This window comes from Paenibacillus montaniterrae (assembly GCF_018403185.1).
Taxonomy (GTDB): Bacteria; Bacillota; Bacilli; order Paenibacillales; family Paenibacillaceae; genus Pristimantibacillus; species Pristimantibacillus montaniterrae.
Map to the genome: position 1 here is coordinate 91,100 of NZ_BOSE01000011.1, position 26,428 is coordinate 117,527.

Annotated in this window: 21 protein-coding genes and 1 pseudogene; 19 read left to right on the top strand and 3 right to left on the bottom strand. The window is 47.7% G+C overall.

The window, feature by feature from the left end:
- Positions 1 to 5: 5 nt before the first annotated feature.
- Entirely contained in the window at positions 6 to 836 is an 831-nt protein-coding gene (locus KJS52_RS22685; RefSeq protein ID WP_213519583.1) for a carbohydrate ABC transporter permease, read from the top strand.
- A 445-nt stretch (positions 837 to 1,281) separates the two neighbouring features.
- Here KJS52_RS22685 and KJS52_RS22690 read toward each other — a convergent pair whose 3' ends face one another.
- Positions 1,282 to 1,764, bottom strand: a complete 483-nt coding sequence (locus KJS52_RS22690; RefSeq protein WP_213519584.1) for a hypothetical protein — start codon at positions 1,762 to 1,764, stop codon at positions 1,282 to 1,284.
- An 87-nt stretch (positions 1,765 to 1,851) separates the two neighbouring features.
- Here KJS52_RS22690 and KJS52_RS22695 point away from each other — a divergent pair, with 87 nt between their 5' ends.
- From KJS52_RS22695 to KJS52_RS22745, 11 genes are all read left to right on the top strand, one after another.
- Positions 1,852 to 3,630, top strand: coding sequence for a sensor histidine kinase (locus tag KJS52_RS22695; protein ID WP_213519585.1), 1,779 nt, complete (start codon positions 1,852 to 1,854; stop codon positions 3,628 to 3,630).
- Between the two features lie 4 nt (positions 3,631 to 3,634).
- On the top strand, positions 3,635 to 5,245 hold the full coding sequence (locus KJS52_RS22700) for a response regulator transcription factor (RefSeq protein ID WP_213519586.1): 1,611 nt from the start codon (positions 3,635 to 3,637) through the stop codon (positions 5,243 to 5,245).
- Positions 5,246 to 5,319: 74 nt separating this feature from the next.
- The gene (locus KJS52_RS22705; RefSeq protein WP_213519587.1) at positions 5,320 to 7,632 is read left to right on the top strand and encodes a glycoside hydrolase family 3 N-terminal domain-containing protein; all 2,313 of its coding nucleotides are present in this window, start codon (positions 5,320 to 5,322) and stop codon (positions 7,630 to 7,632) included.
- A 65-nt stretch (positions 7,633 to 7,697) separates the two neighbouring features.
- Positions 7,698 to 8,792, top strand: coding sequence for an amidohydrolase/deacetylase family metallohydrolase (locus KJS52_RS22710; RefSeq protein WP_213519588.1), 1,095 nt, complete (start codon positions 7,698 to 7,700; stop codon positions 8,790 to 8,792).
- Positions 8,770 to 9,870, top strand: coding sequence for a DgaE family pyridoxal phosphate-dependent ammonia lyase (locus tag KJS52_RS22715; RefSeq protein ID WP_213519589.1), 1,101 nt, complete (start codon positions 8,770 to 8,772; stop codon positions 9,868 to 9,870). The genes KJS52_RS22710 and KJS52_RS22715 overlap by 23 nt, the downstream gene beginning before the upstream one ends.
- 4 nt (positions 9,871 to 9,874) lie before the next feature.
- Complete coding sequence (gene dagF / locus KJS52_RS22720; protein ID WP_213519590.1) at positions 9,875 to 10,630, top strand: 2-dehydro-3-deoxy-phosphogluconate aldolase; 756 nt, start codon at positions 9,875 to 9,877, stop codon at positions 10,628 to 10,630.
- On the top strand, positions 10,623 to 11,636 hold the full coding sequence (locus KJS52_RS22725) for a sugar kinase (protein WP_213519591.1): 1,014 nt from the start codon (positions 10,623 to 10,625) through the stop codon (positions 11,634 to 11,636). Before dagF ends, KJS52_RS22725 begins: the two co-directional genes overlap by 8 nt.
- Before the next feature lie 992 nt (positions 11,637 to 12,628).
- A complete protein-coding gene (locus KJS52_RS22730) occupies positions 12,629 to 13,690 on the top strand; it encodes a Gfo/Idh/MocA family protein (protein ID WP_213519592.1) in 1,062 nt (353 codons plus the stop codon).
- The gene (locus KJS52_RS22735) at positions 13,687 to 14,556 is read left to right on the top strand and encodes a Gfo/Idh/MocA family oxidoreductase (RefSeq protein ID WP_213519593.1); all 870 of its coding nucleotides are present in this window, start codon (positions 13,687 to 13,689) and stop codon (positions 14,554 to 14,556) included. Before KJS52_RS22730 ends, KJS52_RS22735 begins: the two co-directional genes overlap by 4 nt.
- 57 nt (positions 14,557 to 14,613) lie before the next feature.
- Positions 14,614 to 15,471, top strand: coding sequence for a sugar phosphate isomerase/epimerase family protein (locus tag KJS52_RS22740; RefSeq protein ID WP_213519594.1), 858 nt, complete (start codon positions 14,614 to 14,616; stop codon positions 15,469 to 15,471).
- An 81-nt stretch (positions 15,472 to 15,552) separates the two neighbouring features.
- Positions 15,553 to 16,443: a sugar phosphate isomerase/epimerase family protein gene (locus KJS52_RS22745; protein WP_213519595.1), complete on the top strand. Its 891-nt coding sequence runs from the start codon at positions 15,553 to 15,555 to the stop codon at positions 16,441 to 16,443.
- 110 nt (positions 16,444 to 16,553) lie between these two features.
- Here the strand turns inward: KJS52_RS22745 and KJS52_RS22750 are convergent, their stop codons facing one another.
- Both KJS52_RS22750 and KJS52_RS22755 read right to left on the bottom strand, forming a co-directional pair.
- Positions 16,554 to 17,258, bottom strand: a complete 705-nt coding sequence (locus tag KJS52_RS22750) for an ABC transporter permease (protein WP_213519596.1) — start codon at positions 17,256 to 17,258, stop codon at positions 16,554 to 16,556.
- A 49-nt stretch (positions 17,259 to 17,307) separates the two neighbouring features.
- A pseudogene (locus KJS52_RS22755) lies at positions 17,308 to 17,979 on the bottom strand (ATP-binding cassette domain-containing protein); the annotation flags it as partial.
- A gap of 191 nt (positions 17,980 to 18,170) precedes the next feature.
- Here KJS52_RS22755 and KJS52_RS22760 point away from each other — a divergent pair.
- From KJS52_RS22760 to KJS52_RS22790, 7 genes are all read left to right on the top strand, one after another.
- Positions 18,171 to 18,890, top strand: a complete 720-nt coding sequence (locus KJS52_RS22760) for a response regulator transcription factor (protein WP_373871386.1) — start codon at positions 18,171 to 18,173, stop codon at positions 18,888 to 18,890.
- Positions 18,887 to 19,984: a sensor histidine kinase gene (locus KJS52_RS22765; RefSeq protein ID WP_213519599.1), complete on the top strand. Its 1,098-nt coding sequence runs from the start codon at positions 18,887 to 18,889 to the stop codon at positions 19,982 to 19,984. The genes KJS52_RS22760 and KJS52_RS22765 overlap by 4 nt, the downstream gene beginning before the upstream one ends.
- Positions 19,985 to 20,003: 19 nt before the next feature.
- Positions 20,004 to 20,951 carry a hypothetical protein gene (locus tag KJS52_RS22770; protein ID WP_213519600.1) on the top strand — a complete coding sequence of 316 codons (948 nt, stop codon included), beginning with the start codon at positions 20,004 to 20,006 and terminating at the stop codon, positions 20,949 to 20,951.
- A 53-nt stretch (positions 20,952 to 21,004) separates the two neighbouring features.
- On the top strand, positions 21,005 to 21,280 hold the full coding sequence (locus KJS52_RS22775) for a DUF2277 domain-containing protein (protein WP_213519601.1): 276 nt from the start codon (positions 21,005 to 21,007) through the stop codon (positions 21,278 to 21,280).
- Positions 21,281 to 21,446: 166 nt separating this feature from the next.
- The gene (locus KJS52_RS22780; RefSeq protein WP_213519602.1) at positions 21,447 to 23,237 is read left to right on the top strand and encodes a sensor histidine kinase; all 1,791 of its coding nucleotides are present in this window, start codon (positions 21,447 to 21,449) and stop codon (positions 23,235 to 23,237) included.
- Positions 23,218 to 24,780, top strand: a complete 1,563-nt coding sequence (locus KJS52_RS22785) for a helix-turn-helix domain-containing protein (RefSeq protein WP_213519603.1) — start codon at positions 23,218 to 23,220, stop codon at positions 24,778 to 24,780. Before KJS52_RS22780 ends, KJS52_RS22785 begins: the two co-directional genes overlap by 20 nt.
- A gap of 323 nt (positions 24,781 to 25,103) precedes the next feature.
- A complete protein-coding gene (locus KJS52_RS22790; protein WP_246563882.1) occupies positions 25,104 to 26,366 on the top strand; it encodes an extracellular solute-binding protein in 1,263 nt (420 codons plus the stop codon).
- Positions 26,367 to 26,428 lie beyond the last annotated feature (62 nt).

Sequence of the window (26,428 nt, forward strand, 5' to 3'; positions counted from 1 at the left end):
ACATGATGACCAAAAAATCACCGCTTTATTATATTTTGGCTTACTCGTTCCTTGGACTGTTCGCCATATTTAACATTATCCCGATATTTTATATGATCGTAGGCTCCTTTAAATCGGAGCAGGAGTACGCTGCAAGTCCATTTGCCATGCCTAAAGTGTTCGAATTTTCGAACTATAGCAAGGCGTGGGAAATCGCAAAAATGGATGTTTACTTTTTGAACAGCTTGATTGTCACCTTTGCTTCATTGATTGTAACGGTGCTGCTCGGTGCACTTGCCGCATTTTTCTTATCGCGTTTTGAATTTAAGCTGCGTGGCGCAACCTATTCAATCTTTCTTCTAGGCATGCTTATACCGATTCATGCAACACTGATTCCAATCTTTATGATTATGAAAAATATGAGCTTGCTTGATACCTATATGTCATTGATTTTGCCGTATACTGCCTTTCACTTGTCGCTTACCATCTTTATTCTGGAAGGCTTTATGCGCGGCTTTCCGCGAGACCTTGAAGAATCCGCAATTATGGATGGAGCCGGCATCTATCGAATCTTTTGGTCGATTATATTGCCTATCACACGTCCAGCTATCGCAACGGTCGTGATCCTGAACTTCATCTATAACTGGAATGAATACTTGTTTGCCCTGGTACTAATCAGCTCAGAGTCGCTCAAAACATTGCCGCTTGGTATCGCCAACTTCGTTGGCATTGAAACGGCAAGCTTGACCTTGCAGATGGCGGCCCTTACAATTGCCTTAGTTCCGATCATTATTTTCTACCTGCTGTTGCAGAAGCAGCTTGTAAACGGGATGGTAGCAGGTGCAGTCAAAGGCTAGAGCGGTAGTTTAAAAAACTGGACTTTGATGACGATGTTATGCGTTGTAGCATAGTCGGCGGCGAATATGTCACGCTACCGAAGGCTGCGGTGCTCACGTAGCTTTTGCCTACGCTGCGCTCCTCGCCTTCTAGTATCGTGCCATCTTCTTGGTCCTGAAAGCCCAGCTTTTTAAACCTCGATTGGAAGGGTAGTTTAAAAAGCAGGACTTTGATGACGATGTGGGGCGCTGAAGCATAGTCGACATCGAATCTTGAACGCTAGCGAAAACTGCGGTGCTCACGTAGCAATTTGCCTACGCTGCGCTCCTCGTTTTCTACTAGCGTCCAACCTTCTTGGTCCTGAAAGCCCAGCTTTTTAAACCTCGATTGGAAGGGTAGTTTAAAAAGCACGACTTTGATGACGATGTTATGCGTTGTAGCATAGTCGGCGGCGAATATGTCACGCTACCGAAGGCTCCGGTGCTCAAGTAGCTCTGCTCTACGCTGCGCTCCTCGTCTTCTACCAGCGTCCAAGCTTCTTGACCCTGCATTCAAAAAAAAGCACCAGCGGAGGAGCAAAGCATCCGAAAAACGAAGAGTGCCGCCTTTAACATCGTAATGCCACCTTAAAAATTCAAATAATAGAGCATTACGATTTAAAAAGCGGCTGGAGGATGCATTGCTCCGGAGCGCAGAAAAACGAAGAGTGCCGCCTTTAACATCGTAATGCCACCTTAAAAATTCAAATAATAGAGCATTACGATTTAAAAAGCGGCTGGAGGATGCATTGCTCCGGAGCGCAGAAAAACGAAGAGTGCCGCCTTTAACATCGTAATGCCACCTTAAAAATTCAAATAATAGAGCATTACGATTTAAAAAGCGGTTGGAGGATGCTTTGCTCCGGAGCGCAGAAAAACGAAGAGTGCCGCCTTTAACATCGTAATGCAACCATAAAAATTCAAATAAGAGAGCATTACGATTTAAAAAGCGACTGGAGGATGCTTTGCTCCGGAGCGCTGAAAGGGGATGCGTCCGATGCCTGGAAAATTACGAATGTTTAGAAATTTCGGATTAAAACAAATTGCACTGCTCATTTTTCTACTGCTGGTAATTTTGCCAACATTGGGAGTAGGCATCCTCGTGCAATCTAGCTATACGCAAATTTTACAGAAGCAATATGTTCAATCGACGCTCCGCAATTTGGATGCGGTTGTGAACCAGCTTGAAGAGCAGTTTTCCATGGTTGAGGATATTGCAGATTATTTGATTTATAATGCCGATCTCAATGCTTACTTGCAATCTGATCCTGAGGAGTACAGCGAGCGTATTGATAGACTTCAGGAGTCAGTGGAAGGGTTGCTCATTTTCCATATATTTTCCAAGCCTTATATTTTGTCGATTACGATTGAAGGCTTGAATGGTCGCTTGATTGAGATGGGCGAGCCGGTCATTGGCGATGAGCGAGCCTGGCAGCTTGAAGCTGCTGAGCAAAGAGGGAAAATTGTATGGAGTGAAGGCTATACGGTTAACAGCGGGTGGAAGGGCAATATAAGCGTAGTGTCCTTGTTCCGGGTTTTGAATCTGTATAAGGACGTAACGACACCGCTTGGCAATTTGACGATTCGTTTGGATGAACAAAGTATTGTCGATTTGCTGGAAAACGAGCAGTATCGTGAAGAAGGCTTTGTGTTCGTTGTCGGTCCCGACGGCGAGCATGTGCTCCAGTCTGAGAAAGCCCTTACGTCGCAGCTCGATCCTAATCACATTCTCGAGACAATGAACAGCAAGGGCGTCAGAGATATGAGCTATAAAGCGGACGGAAGCTCCTATTATACGTTTAGTCGTGTAATGGAAGGCACCAATTGGACGGTTGTGACGGCTATTCCCAAGTCGGTGATCGATCAGCAGCTGGTTGGCGTTCGGTGGCTGATGACGACGGTATTGATCGTTATTTTATTGCTGCTTATTACCGCATTGGCAGGATTTCAATATATGATTATTAGCCCGATTCTCCGCTTGAAAAATGAGACGACACGCGTCATGATGGGAGATTTTAATGCGCGGGTGCCAGTTAACTCGAACAATGAGATTTCAGATCTGAATCGCAAATTCAATGCGATGGTGGATACGATTCAGGAGCTGATTGATCATAAATATAAGATGGAAATCAGAGAACGGGAATCGGAGCTGAAGCTGCTGCAAAGCCAGGTCGATCCGCATTTTCTCTATAATACGCTTGATACGATCCGTTGGACGGCACGTCTTGAAAATGCAGACAAGGCGAGCCATTTAATCGAAATGCTGTCCCGCTTTTTCCGCTCCAGCATGAATAATGGACAATATGTTACGTCCATGCAGCAGGAAATGGAATTTGTACAGTCCTATCTTACGCTGCATCAGGTGCGTCTGGGGACGCGGCTTCATTACGCTTTGTTTATGGAATATTCGTTGGCTGATTTGAAAATGCCGAAAACGGTCATTCAGCCGTTAGTTGAGAATTTTCTGATTCACGGCTTTAATACGAAATCCAACAACAACTGGATCAAGGTAAATGCTTACCACAACGGCGACGAGGTTTGGATTGATGTGCGCGATAATGGCAAAGGAATTGAGGCGCAGCGCATGGTTCAAATACAAGCTTCGCTTAAAGGAAGACAGCAGCGGTCAGACAAAATCGGAGCGCTGCAAAATATTAATGAGCGCTTGACGATCTTTTATGGTCCTGGCGCTGGACTTGAGCTAATGTCAAGTCAGGAAAAGGGTACATTTGTGCGAATTAAAATCCCTTATCTCAACTCCAATGGTGGTGAATAACGCTATGAACAACCATGAACATGATAAGAGACGCAGCAATCATCGGGTTATTCGCATGATTATTGTCGATGATGAGCCGATCATTTGCGAGGGTTTGAAAAAAACGATTGACTGGTCGCAGCTTGGCGTCGAGGTTGCAGGTGTGGCCTATGATGGCGAGCAGGCGCTGCAGATCGTTCAGTCTGAGCCAATTGATATTGTATTAACGGACATTCGGATGGACGGCATCGACGGTCTGGAATTGGCTGAGCAGCTAAGAGCGATGTACCCGGAAATCAGCCTGGTGATGATTAGCGGATATGAGGATTTTGAATATGCGCGCCGCGCAATGCGAATTGGCGTTAGCGATTATTTGCTGAAGCCGGTCAATATTGATGAGTTGAAGGCTGTAGTAAGCAATGTCATAGCTCGCATTCGCGAGCGGGATGATCACGGCTCGCGGGAAGAGGACGTATTGTGGCTAATGAATGCGATCCACAGTAAGGCTGAATTTGCCGAAGCGGTGCCGCTTCGCCGCTGTATTGGCGCGGGAGGTTCCTTTCGCGTGATTGCCAGCCAGCTGACTGACTATGAGCAGCGTTACGGCGATATGCCTGCTGAGGAAATTAGAGATGTGCAGGCGGAGTGGAAGGATATGCTGGAAGCAAGTCTTCATGCTGCCGGACTGTCTACTATTTTTGCATTTGCTCATCCCAATTTGCTATATGCCTTTGTCCACGATCCTCATAACAGCATGAACGAACGACAATGGGAGAAAATGTTGAGTCAAGCAGCAGCCAATTGGCAGCGCGAGGGCGAAGTAGCAGTCGCACTTTCAGCTTCTTTTACGGAATCTGAAAAAACGTCCGAGGCCTGTGAACGCGTAAAACAAATGCTGTTCTATTCTATTTTACAGCCTGAAGCGATTTTGACAGAGCAGCTATGCAAGGAGCTGGAAAACGAAAGAAGGGCGTTTCGTGGTTACTCGCCGCCTGGCGATTGGGCCAGCCGCCTAAGCAGTTTACTGTACCGTCAGGAATGGGCGGAGGCTGAAGCTATGCTGCGCGAGCTTTTTGCGGAAATGCGCAAGCAGCGTCTGCTGCTGCCTGAAATGCTGAGCATTTATGAGGAGCAAATGGCACTGCTGCGTCAGCGTCTGCGCCATAATGCGATGCAAATGAATCAAACGAATGAGCGGAAGCTGTCTGTTGATTTGCATCAGTACAATTCCTACGATGCTTTTGAACAGCTGCTGCTCGAGGAATTGCACGCATTGCTCGATGCGGTCGGCAATCAATCGGTAAACAAATCATACTGGATTGTTGAGAAGGCGATGAAATATATTGCCGAGCATTATAGCGAGGATATGAAGGCTTCCGAGGTAGCAGAGTGGCTTAATATTACGCCGAACCATTTCAGCTATATTTTCAAGCAAAATACAGGAAAAAACTTCAAGGAATATATGAATGATGTGCGTATCGGTCATGCGCAGCGGCTGCTTGCTACGACGAACGACAAAGTTTTTGAAATTGCAGATCGGGTTGGTTACAAGGAGTATAAATATTTTGTGTCTGTATTCAAATCTGTAACGGGCATGACGCCAAAGGAATATCGAGCTATAAAAGCAAGCATGTAGCATCTTGACACTATGAAAGCAAAAGCAAAATTATGCTCTGATCATAGATGGAGCTCATTGGGAGAGTGAGTGAAATGGTTGCCGATTATATGAAAGCGGAGCTTTCTGTGGAACAGCGGGTAGACGATCTTGTATCGCGCATGACACTTAAGGAAAAGGTCGGTCAGCTTAACCAGCATATGTATGGCTGGGATGCTTATCGCCGCTCAGGTCAAGACATCGAGTTAACCGACAAATTCAAGGAGCAGGTAGCGTTTGGCGGAGGCATGGGAGCGCTTTACGGTCTATTCCGCGCTGATCCATGGTCGGCGGTTACGCATGATAACGGAATTCCGACTCGCTTGAACGGAAAAGCAGCAAATGCTATTCAAAGGTACGTGCGCGAGCATACACGACTCGGCATCCCTGTATTGCTTTCAGAAGAATGCCCGCACGGCCATCAGGCGCTGGATTCGACGTTATTGCCAGTAAATTTGGCGGTAGGCTCGACCTGGAATCCTGCACTGGCTGAGCGGGCTTATTCATATGTGGCCTCTGAAATTCGCGGCCGCGGAGCTCATCTTGGCTTAGTGTCAGCACTGGATATTTTAATCGAGCCGCGCTGGGGACGCGCCGAGGAATGCTATGGCGAGGATCCGTTCCTGGCAGCTCAATTTGCCCAGGCGGTTGTCCGCGGCTTGCAGGGAGACGGTGAGAAGGATTTGCGCTCGAACAGCAGAGTCGCTGCAGTGCTGAAGCATTTGTGTGCGCAAGGAGCGGCGCTGGGAGGTCATAACGCGGGACCAGCCAATATTGGTGAACGGGAGCTTCGTGAAATTCACCTGCCTGCTGCGCGCATAGGGGTTGCTGCTGGAGCGAAGGGGCTAATGGCAGCCTACAACGAAATAGACGGCGTGCCTTGTCACGCCAATTCTCGCCTGCTGCAGGGCATCCTGCGTGACGAATGGCAGTTCGATGGAATCGTAATGGCCGATGGCGGCGCTGTCGACAGACTGCTCGCGCTTGCTGGCGATTATGAAGCAGCGGCAGCAATGGCTTTGCAGGCGGGCGTTGATCTCAGCTTGTGGGATAAAGCCTATACAACGTTAGAAGCGGCAGTAGAGCGCGGTTTAGTGGATATGGAGAAAGTGGATCGCTCCGTGCGCCGCGTTTTGCAGCTTAAGTTTGAGCTTGGGCTGTTTGAGCAGCCGTATGTCGACGAAGCGCTTTCCGTCTCCGCAGTCGGGACAGAGCAGGCTAAAGCCGCTAATTTGCAGCTTGCACGTGAATCGTCCGTACTGCTGCGCAATGAAAACAGCATTCTACCATTATCGGCTAAGCAGCGTCGGATTGCGGTGATTGGCCCTAACGCCGATCATGTCTACAACCAGTTGGGCGATTATACGAGCATCCAGCTGCCAGGCACGTGCACGACGGTGCTGCAAGGGATTCGGCAAATGGCTCCTGTCGGCACAGAGATCGTTTATGCCAGAGGCTGCGGTATTCGCGATATGCGAGAGGATGGCTTTGCCGAAGCGATTGAAGCAGTAACACATGCGGATGTTGCAGTGTTGGTGCTGGGAGGCAGCAGCGCCCGTGATTTTGGCGACCAATTTGATAATAACGGCGCCATCATTATGGGGAGAGATCATGCAGGCGAAATGGATTGCGGCGAAGGCGTCGATCTGGCTGATTTGCGGCTTGGCGGCGTGCAGGAGAAGCTGGTCGAGCAGCTCGCTGCTACGGGAACGCCGATTGCAGCAATCGTTATCGCGGGAAGACCGCATGCGCTGGAAGCGATAGAGCGGCACTGCAACGCGCTTGTCTATGCTACGTATCCTGGGCCAGAAGGAGGCAGGGCGCTTGCAGAGATTTTGTTTGGCCAGGTTAATCCAAGCGGCAAGCTGTCGGTTTCGCTGCCTCGTTCATCGAGCCAGCTGCCGGTCTATTACAATCAGAAAAATCAAGGAAGGAGCCGGCCTTATGTCGATATGACCGAGCAGCCGCTTTATCCATTTGGCTTCGGGCTCAGCTATACCGAATTTGACTGTGAGCTGGAATCAGTATCCGCTCGGCAAATTTCTGCGCAGCAGCTGGAGCGCGGCGAAAGCATTAAGCTGGTCGTTCGCGTAACGAATAAAGGGCAGCGTTTCGGAGCAGAAACGGTACAGCTATATATTCAGGCTGTAGGCTCTCCGATTACCCGCAGAGTTCGAGAATTAAAAGGCTTTCGCAAGCTGGAATTGCAGCCGGGCGAGCAGGCATCAGTTGAGTTCGAGCTAAGCAAGGAAGAAGTGGCGATCTGGAATCAGGAGATGATGTTTAAAGTCGAGCCTTGCGAGCTTACAGTATTTGCAGGTGGGAGCTCGCTAGCGCCTGAAGTTTGCAAAATTAAGGTTAGTCCTTAGATTAAAGTCCGGAAGGATCTACTTTTACTGGGAACACATTTGGAAAGGAATGGGGGAGAAGGCATATGTCATGGGTGCTGCAAAATGTTACGCTGGCAGGTGGCAAGGCAGTCGATATTGTAATTGCAGATGGCAAAATATGCGAGCTTACTGCTCCCGGACAAGGAAAGGCCGAACAAGCAATCGATGGCTCAGGACTTTTGGCGTCAGCGGGCTGGATCGATTTGCATGTGCACGCAATGGCCGAGCTTGCGCCTTATGGCGATGAGATTGATGAGATCGGTATCAAGCTGGGCGTGACGACAATTGCAGATGCAGGCAGCTGTGGGGCAGACAAAATTGCGGCCTTGCGGGAGAGAGCGGCAGAAGCGCAGACACGGGTATTATCATTTTTGAATATATCGCATATCGGCTTGCAGCGGATTGATGAGCTGTCCGATATGAAATGGTTGGATGAAGCAAAGCTTAGGCATGCACTTATGGAGCATAAAGATTTTATAGTAGGATTGAAAGCTAGAATTAGCCGCAGCGTCGTGAAGGAGCAGGGGTTGGAGCCGCTTAAGGTTGCACGTCAATGGTCCGAGCGCTATAAACTTCCATTAATGGTTCATATCGGCTCAGGTCCGCCTGCGATTGAAGAAGTAATAGAGCTGCTGCAGCAGGGCGATATTATTACGCATTTTTTGAACGGCAAGGCCAACAATTTATTTGATCAAACAGGCCAGCCTGTTCCAGCCTTGCGTGCAGCGCTTGCCAGAGGCGTGAAGCTGGATGTAGGGCATGGGACGGCCAGCTTTTCCTTCAAGGTGGCAGAGCAGGCCAAAGCAGCGGGGATACATCCGCATACGATCAGTACAGATATTTATCGCAACAATCGGCTGAATGGGCCGGTATACAGTCTCGCCGATACGATGAGCAAGTTTTTGCTATTGGGCTACAGCCTCGATGAAGTGGTGTCGATGGTAACGGCAAACGCTGCTGCCAGACTGGGACGGCCTGAGCTGGGCAGCATTCAGGTAGGAGGCCCGGCAGATTTAACACTGTTTGAGGTGGTGCGAGGGCAAAAGACGCTGATCGATTCAGAAGGACAGGAAAGAGTCGCAGCCGAATTTATTAAAGTACAAGGAGTGGTGGCAGGTGGCACATACCATGCATGCTAAATACGGATTGAAGCGGGTTGTCAATGCGAGCGGCAGGATGAGCATTTTAGGGGTATCCGCACCAACGGATACGGTGATGGAGGCAGTGAAGCAAGGAGGGCAAAAGTATGTGGAGATGGCGGATTTGGTTGTCAAATCCGGTGAGCATATTGCCCGCCTGCTTGGTGCAGAAGGAGCGGTAGCCGTCAATTCCGCATCGAGCGGGATTGCATTGTCTGTAGCGGCTATGGTGACCAAAGGTCTTTCACGGGCGAGCCTTCGCTTGCATCAGGACCCGATCTATGCCAACGAAATCATTATGTTCAAAGGACATAATGTGCAGTACGGTGCCCCTGTAGAAACGATGATTGCGCTTGGCGGTGGTCGCTTGATTGAGGTTGGCTACGCCAACGAAGGCCGCACGGAGCATATTGAAGAGGCGATTGGCGAGCGGACGGCAGCTATTTTATTTGTCAAATCGCATCATTGCGTGCAAAAAAATATGGCCTCTGTAGAGGAAGTAAGCGAGCTGGCGAAGCGGCATGGCATCCCGTTCATCGTAGATGCTGCAGCTGAAGAGGATTTGCACAAATATGTTCGCGTTGCGGATTTGGCAATTTACAGCGGCTCGAAAGCAATCGAAGGCCCGACATCTGGAATTGTAGCAGGCAAGCTGCCTTACACCGATTGGGTGCGAACTCAGCTGCACGGCATCGGGCGCAGCATGAAGGTTGGCAAGGAAAGCATCTTTGGCTTGCTGCAGGCGCTTGACGAATACTTGGTCAAGCAGGATAACAGCGAGCAGGAGAAGGCAGCTCTCGCTGAGCTGGACAGCTTGTCCGAGCTGCCAGGCGTTTCGGTCAGCATCGTGCAGGATGAAGCGGGCCGCGCTATTTTCCGCAGCCGCATTCGGATTGACGAGAGCAAGGCTGGTGTTAATGCTGCACAGGTCAATGATCAGCTGCGTGAGGGCGAGATTGCTGTTTATACGCGCGATTACGGTGTTAAGCAAGGCTATTTCGACATTGACCCTCGCTCCCTGCAGGGGGATGACATCTCGGTAATTGCCAGCAGAATACGCGAAATAATTGGGGGATAAGGACATGAGCAATATGAATAAACGTTTATATAAAGGCAAGGCGGCATTAAATGTATTAACGAACTCGATCGCCAATGCCAAGGATGTATTTGCAGCGGCGGAAGGTCATGTATTGGTTGGCGTCTTATCCAAGTCATATCCTGATGCGGCAACGGCTGTAGAAGCAATGAAGGAGTATGGGGCAGCGATTGACGATGCGGTATCGATCGGTCTCGGTGCAGGCGATAACCGTCAAGCTGCTGTCGTAGCGGAAATCGTAAAGAGCTATGTCGGCGCGCATATTAATCAAATTTTCCCTGCTGTAGGTGCAACCCGCGCCAATCTTAATGGAAGAGACAGCTGGGTAAACAGCCTTGTATCGCCTTGCGGCAAGCCGGGCTATGTAAACATCTCTACAGGCGTAGCAAGCAGCGCTATTGAAGACAAGGCAATTGTTCCAGTCAAGGCTGCCATTGCGCTGGTGCGCGATATGGGCGGAAATGCGCTGAAATATTACCCGATGGGCGGACTAAAGCTGGAAGCGGAATATCGGGCAGTGGCACGCGCTTGCGGCGAGGAAGGCTTTGCGCTTGAACCGACAGGCGGCATTGATCTGGACAATTTTGCTGAGATCGTCGAAATTGCACTGCAGGCTGGCGTACCGCAAATTATTCCGCATGTGTACACCTCGATTATTGATCCTGCTACTGGAGCAACGAAGGTTGAGGATGTAATCAAGCTGTATCATTCGCTTAAAACGCTGGTTGATCGCTATGAGTAGAGTTGCAGCCTTTGGAGAGGTGATGATGCGGCTTGAGGTGCCGCGCTACGCAACATTGTTGCAAAGCAGCAGCTTGAACTATTCCTTTTCTGGTACTGGCGTCAATGTCGTATCAGCCTTAACTCGTTATGGACACAAAGGCTTCCTGCTGACGGTGCTTCCGGACAATCCGCTTGGCGATGCAGCGATTGCCTACTTGCGGCGACTAGGCATACAAACGGATTATGCTGCTCGCGGTGGTCGCTATATCGGAAGCTACTTTCTCGAGCACGGCTTTGGTGCAAGGCCCAGCCGAGTAACCTATACAGATCGCTGGGGCAGCAGCTTCAATACCGCCGAGTTCGATGATGAATGGTTTAAAGCAGCGGTCGCCGAAATCGACGCGATACATTTTTGCGGTATTACACTCGCAATGAACGATGGCGTGCGTGCTGCAATGAAGCGACTGGGGCGCGCTGCAAAAGCTGCGGGCAAGACCGTTATATTCGACTGTAACTACCGTCCATCGCTTTGGGGAGACGGCGGCTACGAGCTGGCAAAGCCTCATTACGAGGAAATGCTGGAGCTTGCCGACATTGCATTTATGAACGAGCGTGATGCCATCCATATCCTTGGCATGACGACCAGTGAGCAGAATAGAGCAGATCAGCTGCGGGAGCTCATCCCTCAAGCAGCACAGCGTTACAAGCTGAATACCGTAGCCGGCACGCATCGCAGCATTAATGGCGACAACACCCATTCGCTGACCGGCTATATGTATAAGGGAGGAGAATTTCATTTCTCCAACCAGCTTACCTTTGCCGTATATGACCGCGTAGGAGCAGGCGACGCTTATGCGAGCGGCATTATTCATGGCGAGCTGCAGAACGCATCTCCATCGCATACAGTCGAGTTCGCCGCAGCCGCAGCCATGCTGGCCCATACCGTAGCCGGCGACACGCCGTTAGCTACGGAGGGGGAGGTACTTGAGGCGATGGGAAAAGAAATTCGAGACATCTCAAGATAGAGGATGTTCAAAAAAACGACTTTGATGACGAGGTAGGGCATTGTAGCGTATTCGACGTCGAATATGTCACGCTACCGAAGGCTCCGGTGCTCACGTAGCAATTTGCCTACGCTGCGCTCCTCGCCTTCTAGTATCGTGCCATCTTTTTGGTCCTGAAAGCCGAATTTTTGAACTTTCATTGGAAGGGGAGGTCCAAAAATCCGACTTTGATGACGATGCTGGGCGTTGTAGCTTAGTCGACGGTGACGCTTGAACGCTAACGAAGGATTATGCTTCCGAAGTGGGCGGGCTGAGAGGCGAGTGCGGCTAAGGAAACTAGGGAACGTTATTTGAGCCAAATGAAGCTGTTTTCGGTTCTAATGAATATGTAGCGTCTTATTCTATGATTTTCACTGTAACCAAGGTAGTTTCTCGTCATTAACGTTATGTAAATTCATTAGAATTTGATAAACACCAATCTGACAAATTAACGTTACCTAGATTCTTTAAACCTTCACGTAAGCCTCGAGGAATTTACTAGACAGATATTTTAGGTGCCCACGTAGCCCTGCTCTACGCCGCGCTCGCTTCTCGCTTTCTAGTATCATGCAAGCATTCATTGTCTTGACAGTGAAAAACGTGCACCAGCGGAGGAGCAAAGCAATCCGAAAAACGCAGTGAGTCGCCTTTAACATCGAAATGCAACCATAAAATTAAACAAGGAAGCATTACGCTTTAAAAAGCGACTGTAGGAATGCATTGCTCCGCAGCGCTGAGGAACTTTGGGGTTTATTGGACATCGAAGCTCAACAAACAAGAAAAAAAGACACCAGCGAAGGAGCAATGCATACCGAAAAACGCAGTGTGTCGCCTTTAACATCGAAATGCGACCTATTAAAATTCAAATAAGAGCATTACGATTTAAAAAGCGACTTGAGGATGTATTGCTCCTGAGCGCTGAGGATGCATTGCTCCTAAGCGCTGTAAATCAAATAAATTGGAGGCCAAATAATATGAGTAAATTGAAAGTTGCCGTTATTGGTTGTGGTCAGATCGCACGTACACAGCATGTGCCAGCTTATGTGAAAAGTGGTTTGGCGGAGATTAAATATTTGGTGGATGGCATTATTGAAAGAGCGGATGAGCTGGCCGCGGAATATAATGTGCCGCATACGACGTCGGATTTGGAAAAGGTGCTGGCTGATCCCGAGATTGATGCGATATCGGTTTGTACGCCGAATGCTTCGCATGCGCCGATTTCTATCGCTGCTTTAAACGCGGGCAAGCATGTGCTCTGCGAGAAGCCGGCTGCTATGACCTTTGCCGAAGCGCTGGAGATGAAGCAGGCGGCAGATCGCAATAATAAAATTCTTAACATTGGTGTAGTCAACCGCTTCAATACGGCTGTCAACAAAATTAAAGAGCTGGTGGAAGCAGGGGAACTTGGCGATTTGTATCATGTGTACTGCTCATTCCGTTCCCATCGCTCAATTCCTGGTCTTGGCGGCCCATTCACGTCCAAAGCCAAATCTGGCGGTGGCGTGCTAATTGATTGGGGCGTGCATTTCCTTGATCTTATTTTCTATATTCTTGGCGAAAATACAAAAGCGCTTACCGTATCCGGCGCAGCTTATGGAGAGCTGGGACGTCAAATTAAGGAATATGTTTATACGAGCATGTGGGCAGGCCCGCCTGTATTGGATGGAACGTTTGATGTTGAGGATTTCGTAACGGGCTTAATCCGTACCTCAGGACCAACGATCAGCTTGAACGGCGCATGGGCGCAAAATATCGGTGAAAAGGCGATGTTTGTAGAATTCCTTGGCAGCAAGGCTGGCATTAAGCTGCAATACGGCGGCGAATTCACATTATATACAAGCAAAAACGGTATGCTGTATGAAACGGCTGCTACCTTTGCGCAGGAGGATATGTTTGCCGCTGAGGTTAAGTCCTTCCTGGAATCGATCACTGCGATAGAGAAAAATCGCGCTAATATCGACCATACACTCGTTACAACTCAGGTTATGGATGCACTATATGAATCTGCTGCCAAAGGCAAAGAGGTGAGCCTATGAAAAAAATAGGCTTTATCGACTATTATTTGGATGAATGGCATGCCAACAACTATCCGGCATGGATACGCGAGCGCAGCAAGCAGCTTGGCCTTGACTGGGACGTAGCCTACGCTTGGGCTGAGATTGACAAGTCTGACGGCATGACGACAGATCAATGGTGTGAAGCGCAAAGTGTACAGCGCATAGCGACAATTGAAGAGCTGATTGAGCTTTCCGATGCGATTGTTATTTTGTCGCCGGATCATCCAGAGCATCATGAGCGTTTGGCTCGACTGCCGCTACAATCCGGCAAGCCGGTCTATATGGACAAGACGTTTGCACCTGATCTGGCAACGGCGCAGCGGATTTTCAAGCATGCTGAAGCGGGAAGCACACCGCTATTCTCGACCTCTGCTTTGCGCTATGCGCTTGAAATTCAAGAGCATGCCGCCAAGCTGGATGCAGAATCTATCGACTATTTAGCGGTATCGGGTCCTGGCAAGTATTCCAACTACGCGGTCCACCAATTTGAAATGATCGTGACATTGATGGGCACTGGGGCAAACCGATTGAAAAGCTTGTCCACGGAGCATGGCCGCCAAATCATTGTCGAGTTCAGCGGCGGGCGCCAAGCCTCCTATTTGCAGCTGAAAAGCGCTCCATTTCAGGCGATCATTCAGCTTAAGGATGGAGAAGGCAGCTTCATACCGCAATGCTCGGATATGTTTATGCAGTTGATGGATGCGATTTTGCGATTTTTCGAGGACGGCAAGCCCCCTGTTCAGCCAGCCGAAACACTCGCTGTTATCGCGCTAATTGAAGCAGGTCAGACCGCGCTTGCACACCGCGACGAATGGATCGAGGTAGCACAGCCGCAGCACGACTAGAAGCAGGTCGGCTAAATGGTATTTAACAAAGCGTCCCAAGGGCGAGGAGGTCCAACGATGAAACTTGGAATTAGCACGTACAGCCTATATTCCGCTTATAAGTCGGGAGAATTAACACTGGAAGGCGTTATTGAAACGATTGCCGAGCTTGGAGCAGAGCATGCGGAAATCGTTCCAATCGGCTACAATCTGGTTGAACAGCCTGAGCTGATCAATACGATCGTAAAGACGGCAGCCAATGCAGGCCTGGAGCTGTCCAGCTATGCGATTCCGGCTAATTTTGCAGGCTTGGATGAGGAAGCACGAGCGCTGGAGATCGAGCGTGTGAAGCGCGAGGTGGATGCCTGTGCGGCGCTAGGCATTAAGCGGATGCGCCATGATGTAGCCAAAGCTGAAGATATTTCAATCAGCCATTTTCTTGAGGAAATGCCGGGCCTAGTCGATGCTTGCCGGCAAATTGCCGAGCATGCTGCAACGCGTGGTATTACGACGAGTATTGAGAATCATGGCTTCTTCGTCCAGCACAGTGATCGGGTGCAGGCTATTGTTCATGCCGTTGCGCGCGACAACTTCCGTACAACGCTTGATATCGGAAATTTTCTTTGTGCAGACGAGGATCCTGTTATAGCAGTGGCGAAAAATATTAAGATCGCCTCTATGGTTCATTTCAAGGATTTCTATATTCGTCCAGCCGATCTGCAGCCTGGGGAAGGGTGGTTTACTTCCAGTGGCGGCCGTTGGTTGAGAGGAGCGATCGTGGGCCAAGGCGATATCGACATGCCGCGCATTGTAAAAATTGTCAAGGATAGCGGCTATGACGGCTATATTTCCATAGAGTTTGAAGGTATGGAGGAATGCAAGCGGGGAACCAAGCTTGGCCTCGATTATATAAAACGGATGTGGGAAGAGCTGTAGCAGCCTGGAAGCAGTATACGGTGGCATCATTATGGACAGTCGGATCGAATATGTGTAATAAATAAAAGGGAGCGTGATATTATGACAAAGCCAGTAGTAACGAACAAAATCGGTGTGATCGTAGACAGCTTTGGCTTGGGTGTAAAGGAAGGACTGCTGAAAGCGAAGGATGTAGGCGCAGATGGCGTGCAAATTTATGCGGTTAAAGGAGAGTTTGACCCAGCCAATTTAACTGCAGCGGCACGTCAGGAGTGGAAGTCCTATATCGCTTCATTAGGATTGGAAATTTCCGCTTTAGTTGGCGATCTTGGAGGACACGGCTTTCAGGATCCTGCGCAAAATAAAGAGAAAATCGAAAAATCGAAACGCATTATGGAGCTGGCGCTAGAGCTTGGCACAAATGTCGTTACGACGCATATCGGCATTGTGCCTGAAGATGTGAACAGCCCAATTTATGCAACGATGCATGAAGCTTGCGCAGAATTGAGCAGCTATGCTGACAGCATGGGCGCGTACTTCGCCATTGAAACAGGACCGGAAAGAGCTTCGCATTTGAAGTCATTTCTCGATGGTCTTGGCACGAAAGGCGTAGCTGTTAATTTTGATCCAGCCAATATGGTAATGGTAACTGGCGATGATCCGGTTCAAGGGGTATATACGCTGAAGGATTATATTGTCCATACGCATGCCAAGGACGGCATTAAGCTGGGGCCAGTCGATCCGCGTGAGGTTTATGGCATGTACGGCTATGAAGCGGAGCTGGATCACGATAAAATTGCAGACATGGTAGAGAATGGCGCCACCTTCCGCGAGGTGCCGCTTGGCGAAGGCAGTGTTGATTGGAACGGCTATCTGCAGGCGCTGAACGATATTGGCTACAAAGGATATTTGACAATTGAACGCGAGGTTGGCAGTAATCCGGAAGCGGATATCCGCCTTGCAGTTAATTTCTTGAAGGCATATAAAGGCTAAAATAAAGGCTTCAAGCGACTAAAAGCCCTTGAAGTATCAAAAAGCAAGGGAGCAGGCGAGGTTTTCTTCCGCTGCTCCCTTGCTTTTTGCCGCTCTTTACTAGAAAAAACCTAGCTGACATCCTTTGCATCTATATTGCGGAACGATAAATAGGCGATCCCGACACCGAGCAGCGCGAGGACAATGGGAATGATGACGATGTTTGCCAAGCTGAACGTTTCACCTCCATCTGAAACGGTGGTGTTTACTAAAACCGCGATAACGAAGGCTGATGTAATGGTAGCGGCAGTAGACTTTTTCCGCATCCCGAAAAACAGCGGTATTAACGCGATCGCGCCAACCATTAATGCATTTGTCGCCGTTTTTGGCAGCGTCGCGATCAAATCCTGAGCAGTAACAGTCCCCTCAAATAAGCCGAGTGAAGGCTGTAAAAAGTAGGTTGTTACCTGCATCAGCCAAGCGCCGATAAATGAGCCGGCTGCAGTAAATAGGTAGGCAAGCATCAGCTTGGCGAATAGAAGCTTTTTGCGCTGTACTGGATAAGTAAACAGCACCTGCATCGTTTTACTGCGAAACTCCGATATAACCAGGCGAGATAAAATAACGCTGCCTATAATAATAAATGTAATGTTCGACAGCGTATTTAAGAGAGACATAAACTCTTGAAATGAGCCCATTGCTCCGTCAATATCATGCTTGGCGTCGAGCGAGAGCAAGGCTACAAAGCAATAAACGCCAACAACAGAGAAGATAAAGCTGCTCAAATATTTGGCCATATGATGCTTGCGCCATTCTAACTGGATTAGTTTAAACAAATTGCTCACCTCCATAAATACGTTTAATATAGTAATCCTCCAAGGATTGCTGCTTTCCACGCAGAACATCCATCGAGATTTCTTCCAGCAGCTCCCCTTGATTCAATACGCCGATCGTATCTGCAATAAATTCCATCTCAGTGACGATATGACTTGAAATTAAAATGGTCATCCCATATTGCTGCTTCAGCATGACAAGCAGCTCTCGTACCTCCTTGATGCCCATCGGATCAAGTCCATTGATTGGCTCATCCAAAATTAACAGTTTTGGTTTGGCCACGATGGCGCGTGCAATTGCCAGCCGCTGCCGCATGCCTAAAGAAAAATCCTTTACCTTCTTCCCTTCAATATTGCGCAGCCCGACGATGTCCAGCACCTTCATCAAATGCTTTTGATCCTCATAGCCCATATAAGCACAGTGGATTTGCAGATTGGTATACGCGGTTAGCTCCTCATAAAATATCGGGTGTTCAATCAGGCTGCCGATGTTCTTTAAGTACTTGTACGAGCTAGCGGCAATAGGCTGACCTTGAATATAAATTTCTCCAGACGTCGGCTTTACTAAATTCAATAGCATTTTCATAATCGTCGTTTTGCCGGCGCCATTCGGGCCGAGGAAGCCGTAAATTTCGCCTTGTTTAATACGCATATTGACCTTGTTAATTTCAGGCTTTACAACAAAGCATTTCGTTAGTTGATGAGTTTGAATGATATAGTCCATTTGCAGCCTCCTATTGTTACGTACCTGAAGCGAATGTTCAAAAGTACGACTTTGAATTCGTATTTAAAGCGTAAACGATGAAAGTAAAAATAAAGTAAACAGTCGGGAAAAAGCGAGTAATATTTGGCAGATTGCAAGCACAGCGAGCAAAAACTTGTTAGAATAGAAACAAAAACAGAGGGAAGCTAATGATAGATGATGCAAACATTTTAATCGTGGATGACGAGGTAGGTATCTTGAAGCTGCTTGAGCTCACGCTGCGAAAAGAGCATTTTACCCATATCGTCACAGCGACTACTAAAGCGATGGCGTTGAAGGCTTTAGCGGAGAGAGAATTTGAACTTATTTTGCTGGATGTCATGCTGCCGGATGGGGATGGCTTTGCCTTATGTTCAGCGATTCGCCAGCACACAGTTGCGCCAATCCTGTTTATTAGTGCGCGTTCCAGCGACTTTGACAAGCTGACGGGGCTTAGTGTCGGCGGCGACGATTATATAACGAAGCCGTTTAACCCGCTGGAAGTCGTTGCCAGAGTACGCGCGATTTTGCGGCGCCAGCACGTCTATATGAAACAAGAGATCCAGGTTGAAAGCAAAAGCTATGTTTACGATACATTCACTTTTTCGCCCAATGAAGCGTTATTAACTGTAAATGGGGAGGCTGTTCAGGCTACCGCTAAGGAGCTGGAATTGCTGCAATTTTTCTGTGAAAATCCTAATCGTGTATTTACCAGCTCGCAAATTTATGAGCTGGTTTGGGGAGCCGATGTATTTGGTGAGGAGAAGACAGTCACGATTCATATCGCAAGGCTGCGCAAGAAGCTGGGAGATGATACAAGAAAGCCGGCGATTATTGTAAATTTGCGGGGGATTGGCTACAAATTTATTCCGCCTGCAGGTGATGCGTCATGAAAATCCAAAGCCGCTTTATTCAGCATATATTGCTTGGCTTTTTTATTTTAATTATTCTGTTTGGAATTACTGTACCGGTTGTGATGGACGGGATATTGCCGAGGCTTGGAATGGACAATGAGCAGTATGAGTGGATTGCCGTCATTATTTTTGCTGTCGATACATTCGCTTGCATCGTATGGTTCGGCTGGTATTTTGGAAGTCCTCTGCTGCTTATTATGAAGTGGATCAATCAGCTGGCGAATGAAGACAGCTCTCCGCTTAAAGAGCGTGAAAGGATCTATACGCGCAAAGGCAAATTGAAAATGCGCTTTCGTTTGTATCAGGAGGTAATTGTCCAGCTTGATCAAATGCGTACGCAACTAGAGCAAGCAAGGCATGAGCGTGCGCAGGTTGAGCAGGCCAAGCAAGAGTGGATTGCAGGTATTTCGCATGATCTTAAAACTCCGCTAACGTACATTAAAGGCTATTCAACGCTGCTGTTAAATGCTGAATATGATTGGTCGAAAGAGGAGCAAATGAATTTCGTCCGGGAAATTGAGGACAAAGGAACACACATGGAGCAGCTGGTGCAGGATTTAAGCTTGGCGATGCGCTTTGACAGCTCGCAATCGCTGCCTCTTCGAAAAACGGCACAGCAGCTCGTAGCATTTGTCCAGCAGGTGCTAGCCGATATTAGCAACGATATGCGCGCTCAAAAGCATCATTTTGAGCTGCATGGAACAGATTATGACATCGTTGCGGAGTTTGATCCGTATTTATTAAAACGGGCGCTGCAAAATATTTATATGAATGCGATTATTCATAATGAAGCACCAATCAAAATTGATACGTATGTCGATGTGGAGCCAGGTGCAGTAATGATAACGATCCAGGATAATGGAATCGGGATGTCAGAGGAAACCAGGCAGCAAGTATTTAATCGTTATTACCGTGGTACGACGACTGAGCAGCAATCTGATGGAACTGGCCTGGGGATGGCAATTGTAAAAAGCTTGATTGAAGCGCATGAAGGAACGATTGCAGTAGAAAGCAAGCTGCAGCAGGGAACAACCTTCACGATTGCTTTGCCGCATAGCTTGTATCGTATATAAGAAAAGGAGCGATGATGGGATGGCTGTGCATGATTTTGAACAGATAACAGCGCTGCGGGAGCGCAAGCATGAGCTGGCGAGAGTTGAAGGAAAGCGAGCTGAGCTGCTGAAGCGGATTCGAGAGCAGGAAGGTCTTATTGTCAAGCTGGAAGTAGAGCTGGAGATGGAGCAGCAGGATGTTGAGAAGCTGACGCGGATGTCGCTGACTAATTTATTTCATACGATTTTAAGAAGCAAGCAGGAGCAGCTGGAGATGGAGCGCCAGCAGGTGCTGACGGCAGCCTTGCGCTTGCAGGAAGCGAAGCTGAGCCTTGCCGAGCTGCAGGAGGAGCTGCTTAAAACAGGAGAGCGAATTGCCGAGCTCTCCAATGCGCATGCGGAATACAATGAATGGATGGTCCGCAAGGAGGCTGCTCTGCGCAATTCACCGCAAACAGCTCGCGAGCTGGAGGAGATGGAGGAGCAAATATCGGACAAAAGCCTGCTGCTTAAGGAGATCGGCGAGGCTTTATCTGCTGGCAAAGGCGTAATGGCATCGTTAACCGACGCTTCCAACAGCCTGCAAAAAGCGGAGAATTGGGGCAACTGGGATATGTGGGCCAATGGCGGGCTAATTAGCACGCATATAAAGCACGGACATGTGGACGATGCGAGAAATTTTATTCATCATGCCAATCGCCAGCTGCAGAATTTTCATAAAGAGCTTGCGGATTTGCAGCGATCAACCAATATTCAAATTGATATTAGCAGCATGCTCAAAATGGCGGATTACTGGTTTGACGGCCTTATAACAGATTGGATGGTGCAAGGCAAAATCAACAATGCCCAGGAGCAGACGCTAGAGGCGCTGCATCAGGTAAGGATGATTGTCAACACACTGGAGTCTGACTATCGAGCAGCAGAAAGCGAGCTGTCCACCTTAAAGCGCAATCGCTTGATCTGGATTGAAAACGCCAGCCATCTGTAGAACTCGGAAGCGTGTAGTAAAATAATAATTAAAAAGGTTAAAAGGAGATAGTTATGTGCCGAAATATTAAGACGCTATTCAACTTTTCCCCATCTGCTACTGATGAAGAAATCGAGGCAGCCGCTCTCCAGTATGTGAGAAAGATAACGGGTTTTAACAAGCCGTCAAAGGCAAACGAGGCAGCTTTCAATCGTGCCGTTTATGAAATTCAGCTCATCTCCAAAACTTTATTGGAAACGTTAGAGACTAAAGCGGAGCCACGAAATCGCGAGATTGAAATTGAACGCGCCCGAAGCAGAGCAGCGAAAAGGTTTGGGATCAACGAATAAGATGAATGTCCCCATCCGTTGTCATAGTTCGGCTTTAACCACATGCGAGTGCTACTCCATGTGGTTTTCTTATGTTCAATGCTGCCAGACTTAACCAACTTACCTATTTCGCTTCTGCTATGCTACAATGTACAGCAGCAAGCTTATGTAATAGGGGGTGCTTGAGATGAAGCTTATTAAAGGCAGCATTATATCTAAAATCATCATTAGCTTAATCGTAGCAACGACGATCCCTTTTATTGTATCCAATTATTTGTCTTATCAGATTACAGGCAAGGCGATTAAAACTCAGCTAGTAGAGTTGAATCAAAATTCCATGGCGATTACGATGTCTTCCTTGCAATCGTATTTTCATGAATTGTCGCTGCTCGGTCTGTCGTATTTTTCTGATGTTGGGCTGGTCAGACTGCTATCCTCTACAGAGCCGCAAACGCCTGCAGAAAGCGTTTATATCGCCCAAAGGCTGGAGCAAATCTATGCTCCTTACAGTGAGATCAGCTCTGTTTCCTATAAAAGCGCGCTCACGAATAAACAGTTCAACATTCGCCATAATTACAACTCCAAAATAACGATTCCGGATTTCAAGGGGCAGGATCTGTCCTACGTCCATAGCGAGCTGCAGCAGCCATTTCAAGTTACATTTAACAATCGAGAGAGAAGGCTGCGGGTCAATCGGCCATTTATAGATGTTTCAACGCGAGATATTATCGGACTGACTACCTTTGAAGTTAAGCCGACGCAAATTCGCAATATGATTGCTTCATTAACGACTAGCGAGCATGGCGCGATTTATTTGTTTATCGGTAAGGATATGGAGCTGCTCTATTCAACGGATCAGCTGGCAGAGCAGGATATGCCGTGGCAGGATAATCTTCAATTGCAGCTGGAAGATGGGGTGTCAGGCACCGAAAAGGGAGAGCTGCAAGCAGATGAAGGCAGCTACGTCTACTATCGCAATACGGATGATGACGGCTTCAGCATTACGCTTGTCAAGCTTATTCCGCAATCGCTCATTAATGAAGCGCGCACATCGGCCTTGAGCAAAACGCTGTCCATTCAAGCGGTTTCGGTCATCTTCGTCTCTATTATGGCGGCGATCATCTCGTACTATATGCTTCGCAGAGTCAAGCTTATGCTGCAGCATATTAAAAAGCTGCAAATGGGTAATTTTCGCTTGAAACGCAAACCGAAGCCGTCAACACCCGACGAGCTGGATTTGCTGGAAATAAGATTTCAGGAAATGGCAAGCGAGCTGGATGAGCTGTGGAATAAACAGTATCGCCATCAGCTTGAGCTGTCGCAGGCACGCTTGAAAATGCTGCAAGCGCAAATCAATCCGCACTTCTTCTACAATACGCTGCAATCGATCGGAACCTTGGCGATTAAGTCCAATGCTCGTGAGGTCAGCGATCGCTTGGCTGAGTTTGCTGCGATGTTTCGCTACTCAATGGATATTGAGAAGGAGGATGTCTTGCTATCCGAGGAGATTGAGCATCTCGAGCATTATATGGTGCTGCAGCAAGGTCGCTATAAGCAAAAGCTGCAGTTTGTGCTGACATGTCCAGATGAAGCCCGAAATATTCGAGTGCCTAAAATGACGCTGCAGCCAATTGTAGAAAACAGCATCATTCATGGTCTGGAGCGAGGGAATGGGCAAATTCATATAGCAGTGTCGATAGTGCTGCTGCCGCATGAATTGCTTATAGAAGTGAGTGATAATGGCAAAGGCTTTACCGAACAGCAAATCGAGCAGGTAAAAGCTTCCTATATTGAGCAGGTCATTGAAACGGAGAAGCGAGGAATTGGCTTGTCCAACGTACTGAAGCGATTAGTGCTTTATTATGGCAGTACGTTCAAATGGTCAATTACAAGCAAACCGTATGAGAAAACAAGTGTAGCGTTGCATTTGCCAATTCAACAGCAAGGGGGGAACGAGGATGAAGCTGCTGATCGTTGATGATGAGGAGCATGTGCGCGAAGGGATAGAGCTTTCTATCGACTGGAGCCAGTATCAGATCAATGAAATATTAATGGCGGAGCATGGCCTGGAGGCGTTGGAGCTTGTAAGACAGCATCAGCCTGAGCTCATTATTTGTGATATGAGCATGCATATTATGGATGGGCCGCAGTTTTTGGAAAAGCTGCGGGAGGAAGGCTGGTCCTCCAAGGTTATTGTGCTAAGCGGCTACCAGCAATTTAATTATACACGTGCGACATTGCTGGCCAATGGCGTCGATTATTTGCTCAAGCCATTTAAAATTAGTGATCTCGACAAAGCGATTCAAAAGGCATGCAGTCAAATCAAGCAGGAGCAGGAAGCGCGGCTGAAGGAGTTAAGCACCAATTTTCGCTTAAATGAGGTTAACCACCTCGTCAACGAGCAGCGCTTCGCCAGCTTGATTGAGGAAGAGCAAGTTTCCAGCAAAGCACTGACTTCATTTCTTGACTCGCTGGGCATTGATTCCGAGCAGTTTTATGTCGTTACATTTTTGCCGAGAAATAAGGATGTGATCGTAAAGCAGTATTATGCACGGGATGAGCAGCTGTTTAATTTTGCGATCAATAACATTATTAAGGAGCTGTTTGAGCCGCTTGGGAGATGGTATGCGCTGCAGTATGAAGCCTTTATTATTTTGTTTATCAGCTCGAGCTTGCTGCTCGTCGATATTGAACAGGCGGTGCACAAATTACAGGAGGCATGGCGGCGAACTTTGCGCCTGAACTGCTTTGTAGGCTTTCACAAGCAAAGCCTGGCTTCGAGTGGACTGCAGCAGGCTTTGCTGGAGGAAAAGTCTGCTATACTCAACTGCAATGTTTTGAATCAAACTGCAAGGCAGACTGAAAAAGCAGTTACCATCAATTACTTTTTTGACAAGGAACGCGTCATTTTGGAGGCAGTCCGAACGAAAAATAAGCAGTATCTTCATGAGCTTATCACCGCGTTCACTGATGAGCTGGCTGCCAAGGGCGTTGTAACACTACGTGAGCTGCAGCATTATACGGTAGAAATTAATTTGCTGCTGATGCGGATTTACGCCCAATTGAGCGAGGTTCGCTTTCATGAAACGATGCCGCTTTGGCTTAGTCAGCTTGAGGAATGGGCGGCGAGATTGGAGCAAATATTTGGCGATTTGCTCGAGCTGATCGACTACAGCAAAGTAGAGCTAAGCCATACACAGCCGATTGTAGCCGTTCGCAACTATATTAATGATCATATGAAGGAAGATATTACACTGGCCAGCTTGGCGGATAAGTTTCATTTCTCACCGCAATATTTGGCTAAAAAATTCAAAGAAGAATACAACACGACAATCATGAATTATTTGGCACAGCTGCGAATGGAGAAAGCAAGCTCACTGCTGGCGCATACCGATTTATCGATCCAGGAAGTAGCAATTGAAAGCGGCTTTGAAGAGCTGAACTATTTCAGCAAAGTGTTCAAAAAGCACTTCGGCTTATCGCCCACAACCTACAGAAAAACACATAAGGTGCAGCAATAAATTAGCACATCTAGTTGGAACATGCTACCTGTTCCTACTGGATGTGCTTTATTTTGCTTCTTGGTCCTGCAAGAAGGCTCCAGCGGAGGAGCAAAGCATCCGAAAAACGAAGTGGGTCGCCTTTAAACCCTGATGCCACCTAATTATAAACAAAGAAGCATCAGGGTTTAAAAAGCGACTGGAGGATGCTTTGCTCCGTAAGCCCAAAACGATTAGTTTCAAAATTTACTCATTTAGGTGAATATAACACCTGTAAGCAGCAAACTCTAAAAAATATAATAAAGCTGTAGAAAGCGAAAATCCGAATAGGGGGTATCAGCATGATGAAGAAAAGATGGGCATTTTTATTGCTGTCTGTGATGCTAGTTGTATTGTCCGCATGCGGCAATAACGCGAACAACACGCCAAATGAAGGGGCAACCAATAACGGTAATAACGGCAATCAAGCGGAAAAGCAAGCTAAAATTACGCTATTCCAAAGCAAGGTTGAAATTGCCGAGGCGCTTGAAAATCTGGTTGCTAAGTATAAAGAAGAAACTGGTAACGAGGTTGAGGTATGGGGCTCCGCAGGGGATGCATACATTACACAATTGCAAACAAAGCTGGCTGCTAATGAAGGACCAACGATTTTCTCTGTACAGCCAGGTGCTGAAGCAGAAAAATTTGCTACCTACTATCATGACATGAGCAATGAGCCGTATGCTAAATACATTTCGCCAAATATGGCGCTTGAAATTGATGGCAAAATCGTTGGTATGCCTATTGGTGTTGAAGGATTTGGTCTAGTTTACAACAAGGCATTGTACGATCCAGCGACTGTTAAGGACACAAGCTCGCTCGTTAAGGTGCTTGAGCAATTCAAGGCTGATGGCATCAACGGTCTAAGCCTGTCTCAAGAAGCTTACTTCTTGATCGGTCACATCATTAATACACCGTTCGCGCTGCAAGAAGATCCTGTTGCTTTCATTGAGAAGCTTAACAAAGGTGAAGTGAAGCTAAGTGAAGTTGCAGAATTCCAGGAGTTCGCGCAAGTGATGGACGCAATCCGCGCTAATTCCGTTAACCCGATGGAAATAACCTATGATACGCAGATGGGTGACTTGGCTACCGGTAAAACTGCAATTGTTCACCAAGGCAACTGGAGCTATGGCATGCTAGCTGATTATGATGAAATCGAAATCGGCATGGCGCCGCTGCCTATCGCTGGCAACGACAAGCTTGCAGTAGATATTCCGGCTGGCTGGGTAATTAACAATACAGCTTCGCAAGAGCAAATTAAAGCAGCGAATGCTTTTATTGACTGGCTGTATACTAGCGACACAGGTAAAAATACAATTGTAAATGATTTCGGCTTCATTCCAGCCGTTACAACAATCGAGCCAACTGAACTTGATCCTTTGTCACAGGAAGTATTTAATGCATCACAAGCGGGCAACACGATTCCTTGGGCGTTGAACTATTTCCCACAAGGTATTATTATTAACGACCTTGCACCGCTTACTTCCGAGTTTTTCCTTAACGCTTCAATGACACCAGAGCAATTCCTTCAAAAGCTTGAAGAAGTGTGGGCGAAAGCTGCTAAATAATACAGAACATGCAATTTCGAAAGCCTAACTCTTTCCAAGGATGTTAGGCTTTCTCTTTATCC

Coding starts and splice junctions, on each gene's coding strand:
- KJS52_RS22685 (WP_213519583.1), top strand. CDS start 6: ATGACCAAAAAATCACCGCTTTATTATATTTTGGCTTACTCGTTCCTT.
- KJS52_RS22695 (WP_213519585.1), top strand. CDS start 1,852: ATGCCTGGAAAATTACGAATGTTTAGAAATTTCGGATTAAAACAAATT.
- KJS52_RS22700 (WP_213519586.1), top strand. CDS start 3,635: ATGAACAACCATGAACATGATAAGAGACGCAGCAATCATCGGGTTATT.
- KJS52_RS22705 (WP_213519587.1), top strand. CDS start 5,320: ATGGTTGCCGATTATATGAAAGCGGAGCTTTCTGTGGAACAGCGGGTA.
- KJS52_RS22710 (WP_213519588.1), top strand. CDS start 7,698: ATGTCATGGGTGCTGCAAAATGTTACGCTGGCAGGTGGCAAGGCAGTC.
- dagF (WP_213519590.1), top strand. CDS start 9,875: ATGAGCAATATGAATAAACGTTTATATAAAGGCAAGGCGGCATTAAAT.
- KJS52_RS22725 (WP_213519591.1), top strand. CDS start 10,623: ATGAGTAGAGTTGCAGCCTTTGGAGAGGTGATGATGCGGCTTGAGGTG.
- KJS52_RS22730 (WP_213519592.1), top strand. CDS start 12,629: ATGAGTAAATTGAAAGTTGCCGTTATTGGTTGTGGTCAGATCGCACGT.
- KJS52_RS22735 (WP_213519593.1), top strand. CDS start 13,687: ATGAAAAAAATAGGCTTTATCGACTATTATTTGGATGAATGGCATGCC.
- KJS52_RS22740 (WP_213519594.1), top strand. CDS start 14,614: ATGAAACTTGGAATTAGCACGTACAGCCTATATTCCGCTTATAAGTCG.
- KJS52_RS22745 (WP_213519595.1), top strand. CDS start 15,553: ATGACAAAGCCAGTAGTAACGAACAAAATCGGTGTGATCGTAGACAGC.
- KJS52_RS22765 (WP_213519599.1), top strand. CDS start 18,887: ATGAAAATCCAAAGCCGCTTTATTCAGCATATATTGCTTGGCTTTTTT.
- KJS52_RS22770 (WP_213519600.1), top strand. CDS start 20,004: ATGGCTGTGCATGATTTTGAACAGATAACAGCGCTGCGGGAGCGCAAG.
- KJS52_RS22775 (WP_213519601.1), top strand. CDS start 21,005: ATGTGCCGAAATATTAAGACGCTATTCAACTTTTCCCCATCTGCTACT.
- KJS52_RS22780 (WP_213519602.1), top strand. CDS start 21,447: ATGAAGCTTATTAAAGGCAGCATTATATCTAAAATCATCATTAGCTTA.
- KJS52_RS22785 (WP_213519603.1), top strand. CDS start 23,218: ATGAAGCTGCTGATCGTTGATGATGAGGAGCATGTGCGCGAAGGGATA.
- KJS52_RS22790 (WP_246563882.1), top strand. CDS start 25,104: ATGAAGAAAAGATGGGCATTTTTATTGCTGTCTGTGATGCTAGTTGTA.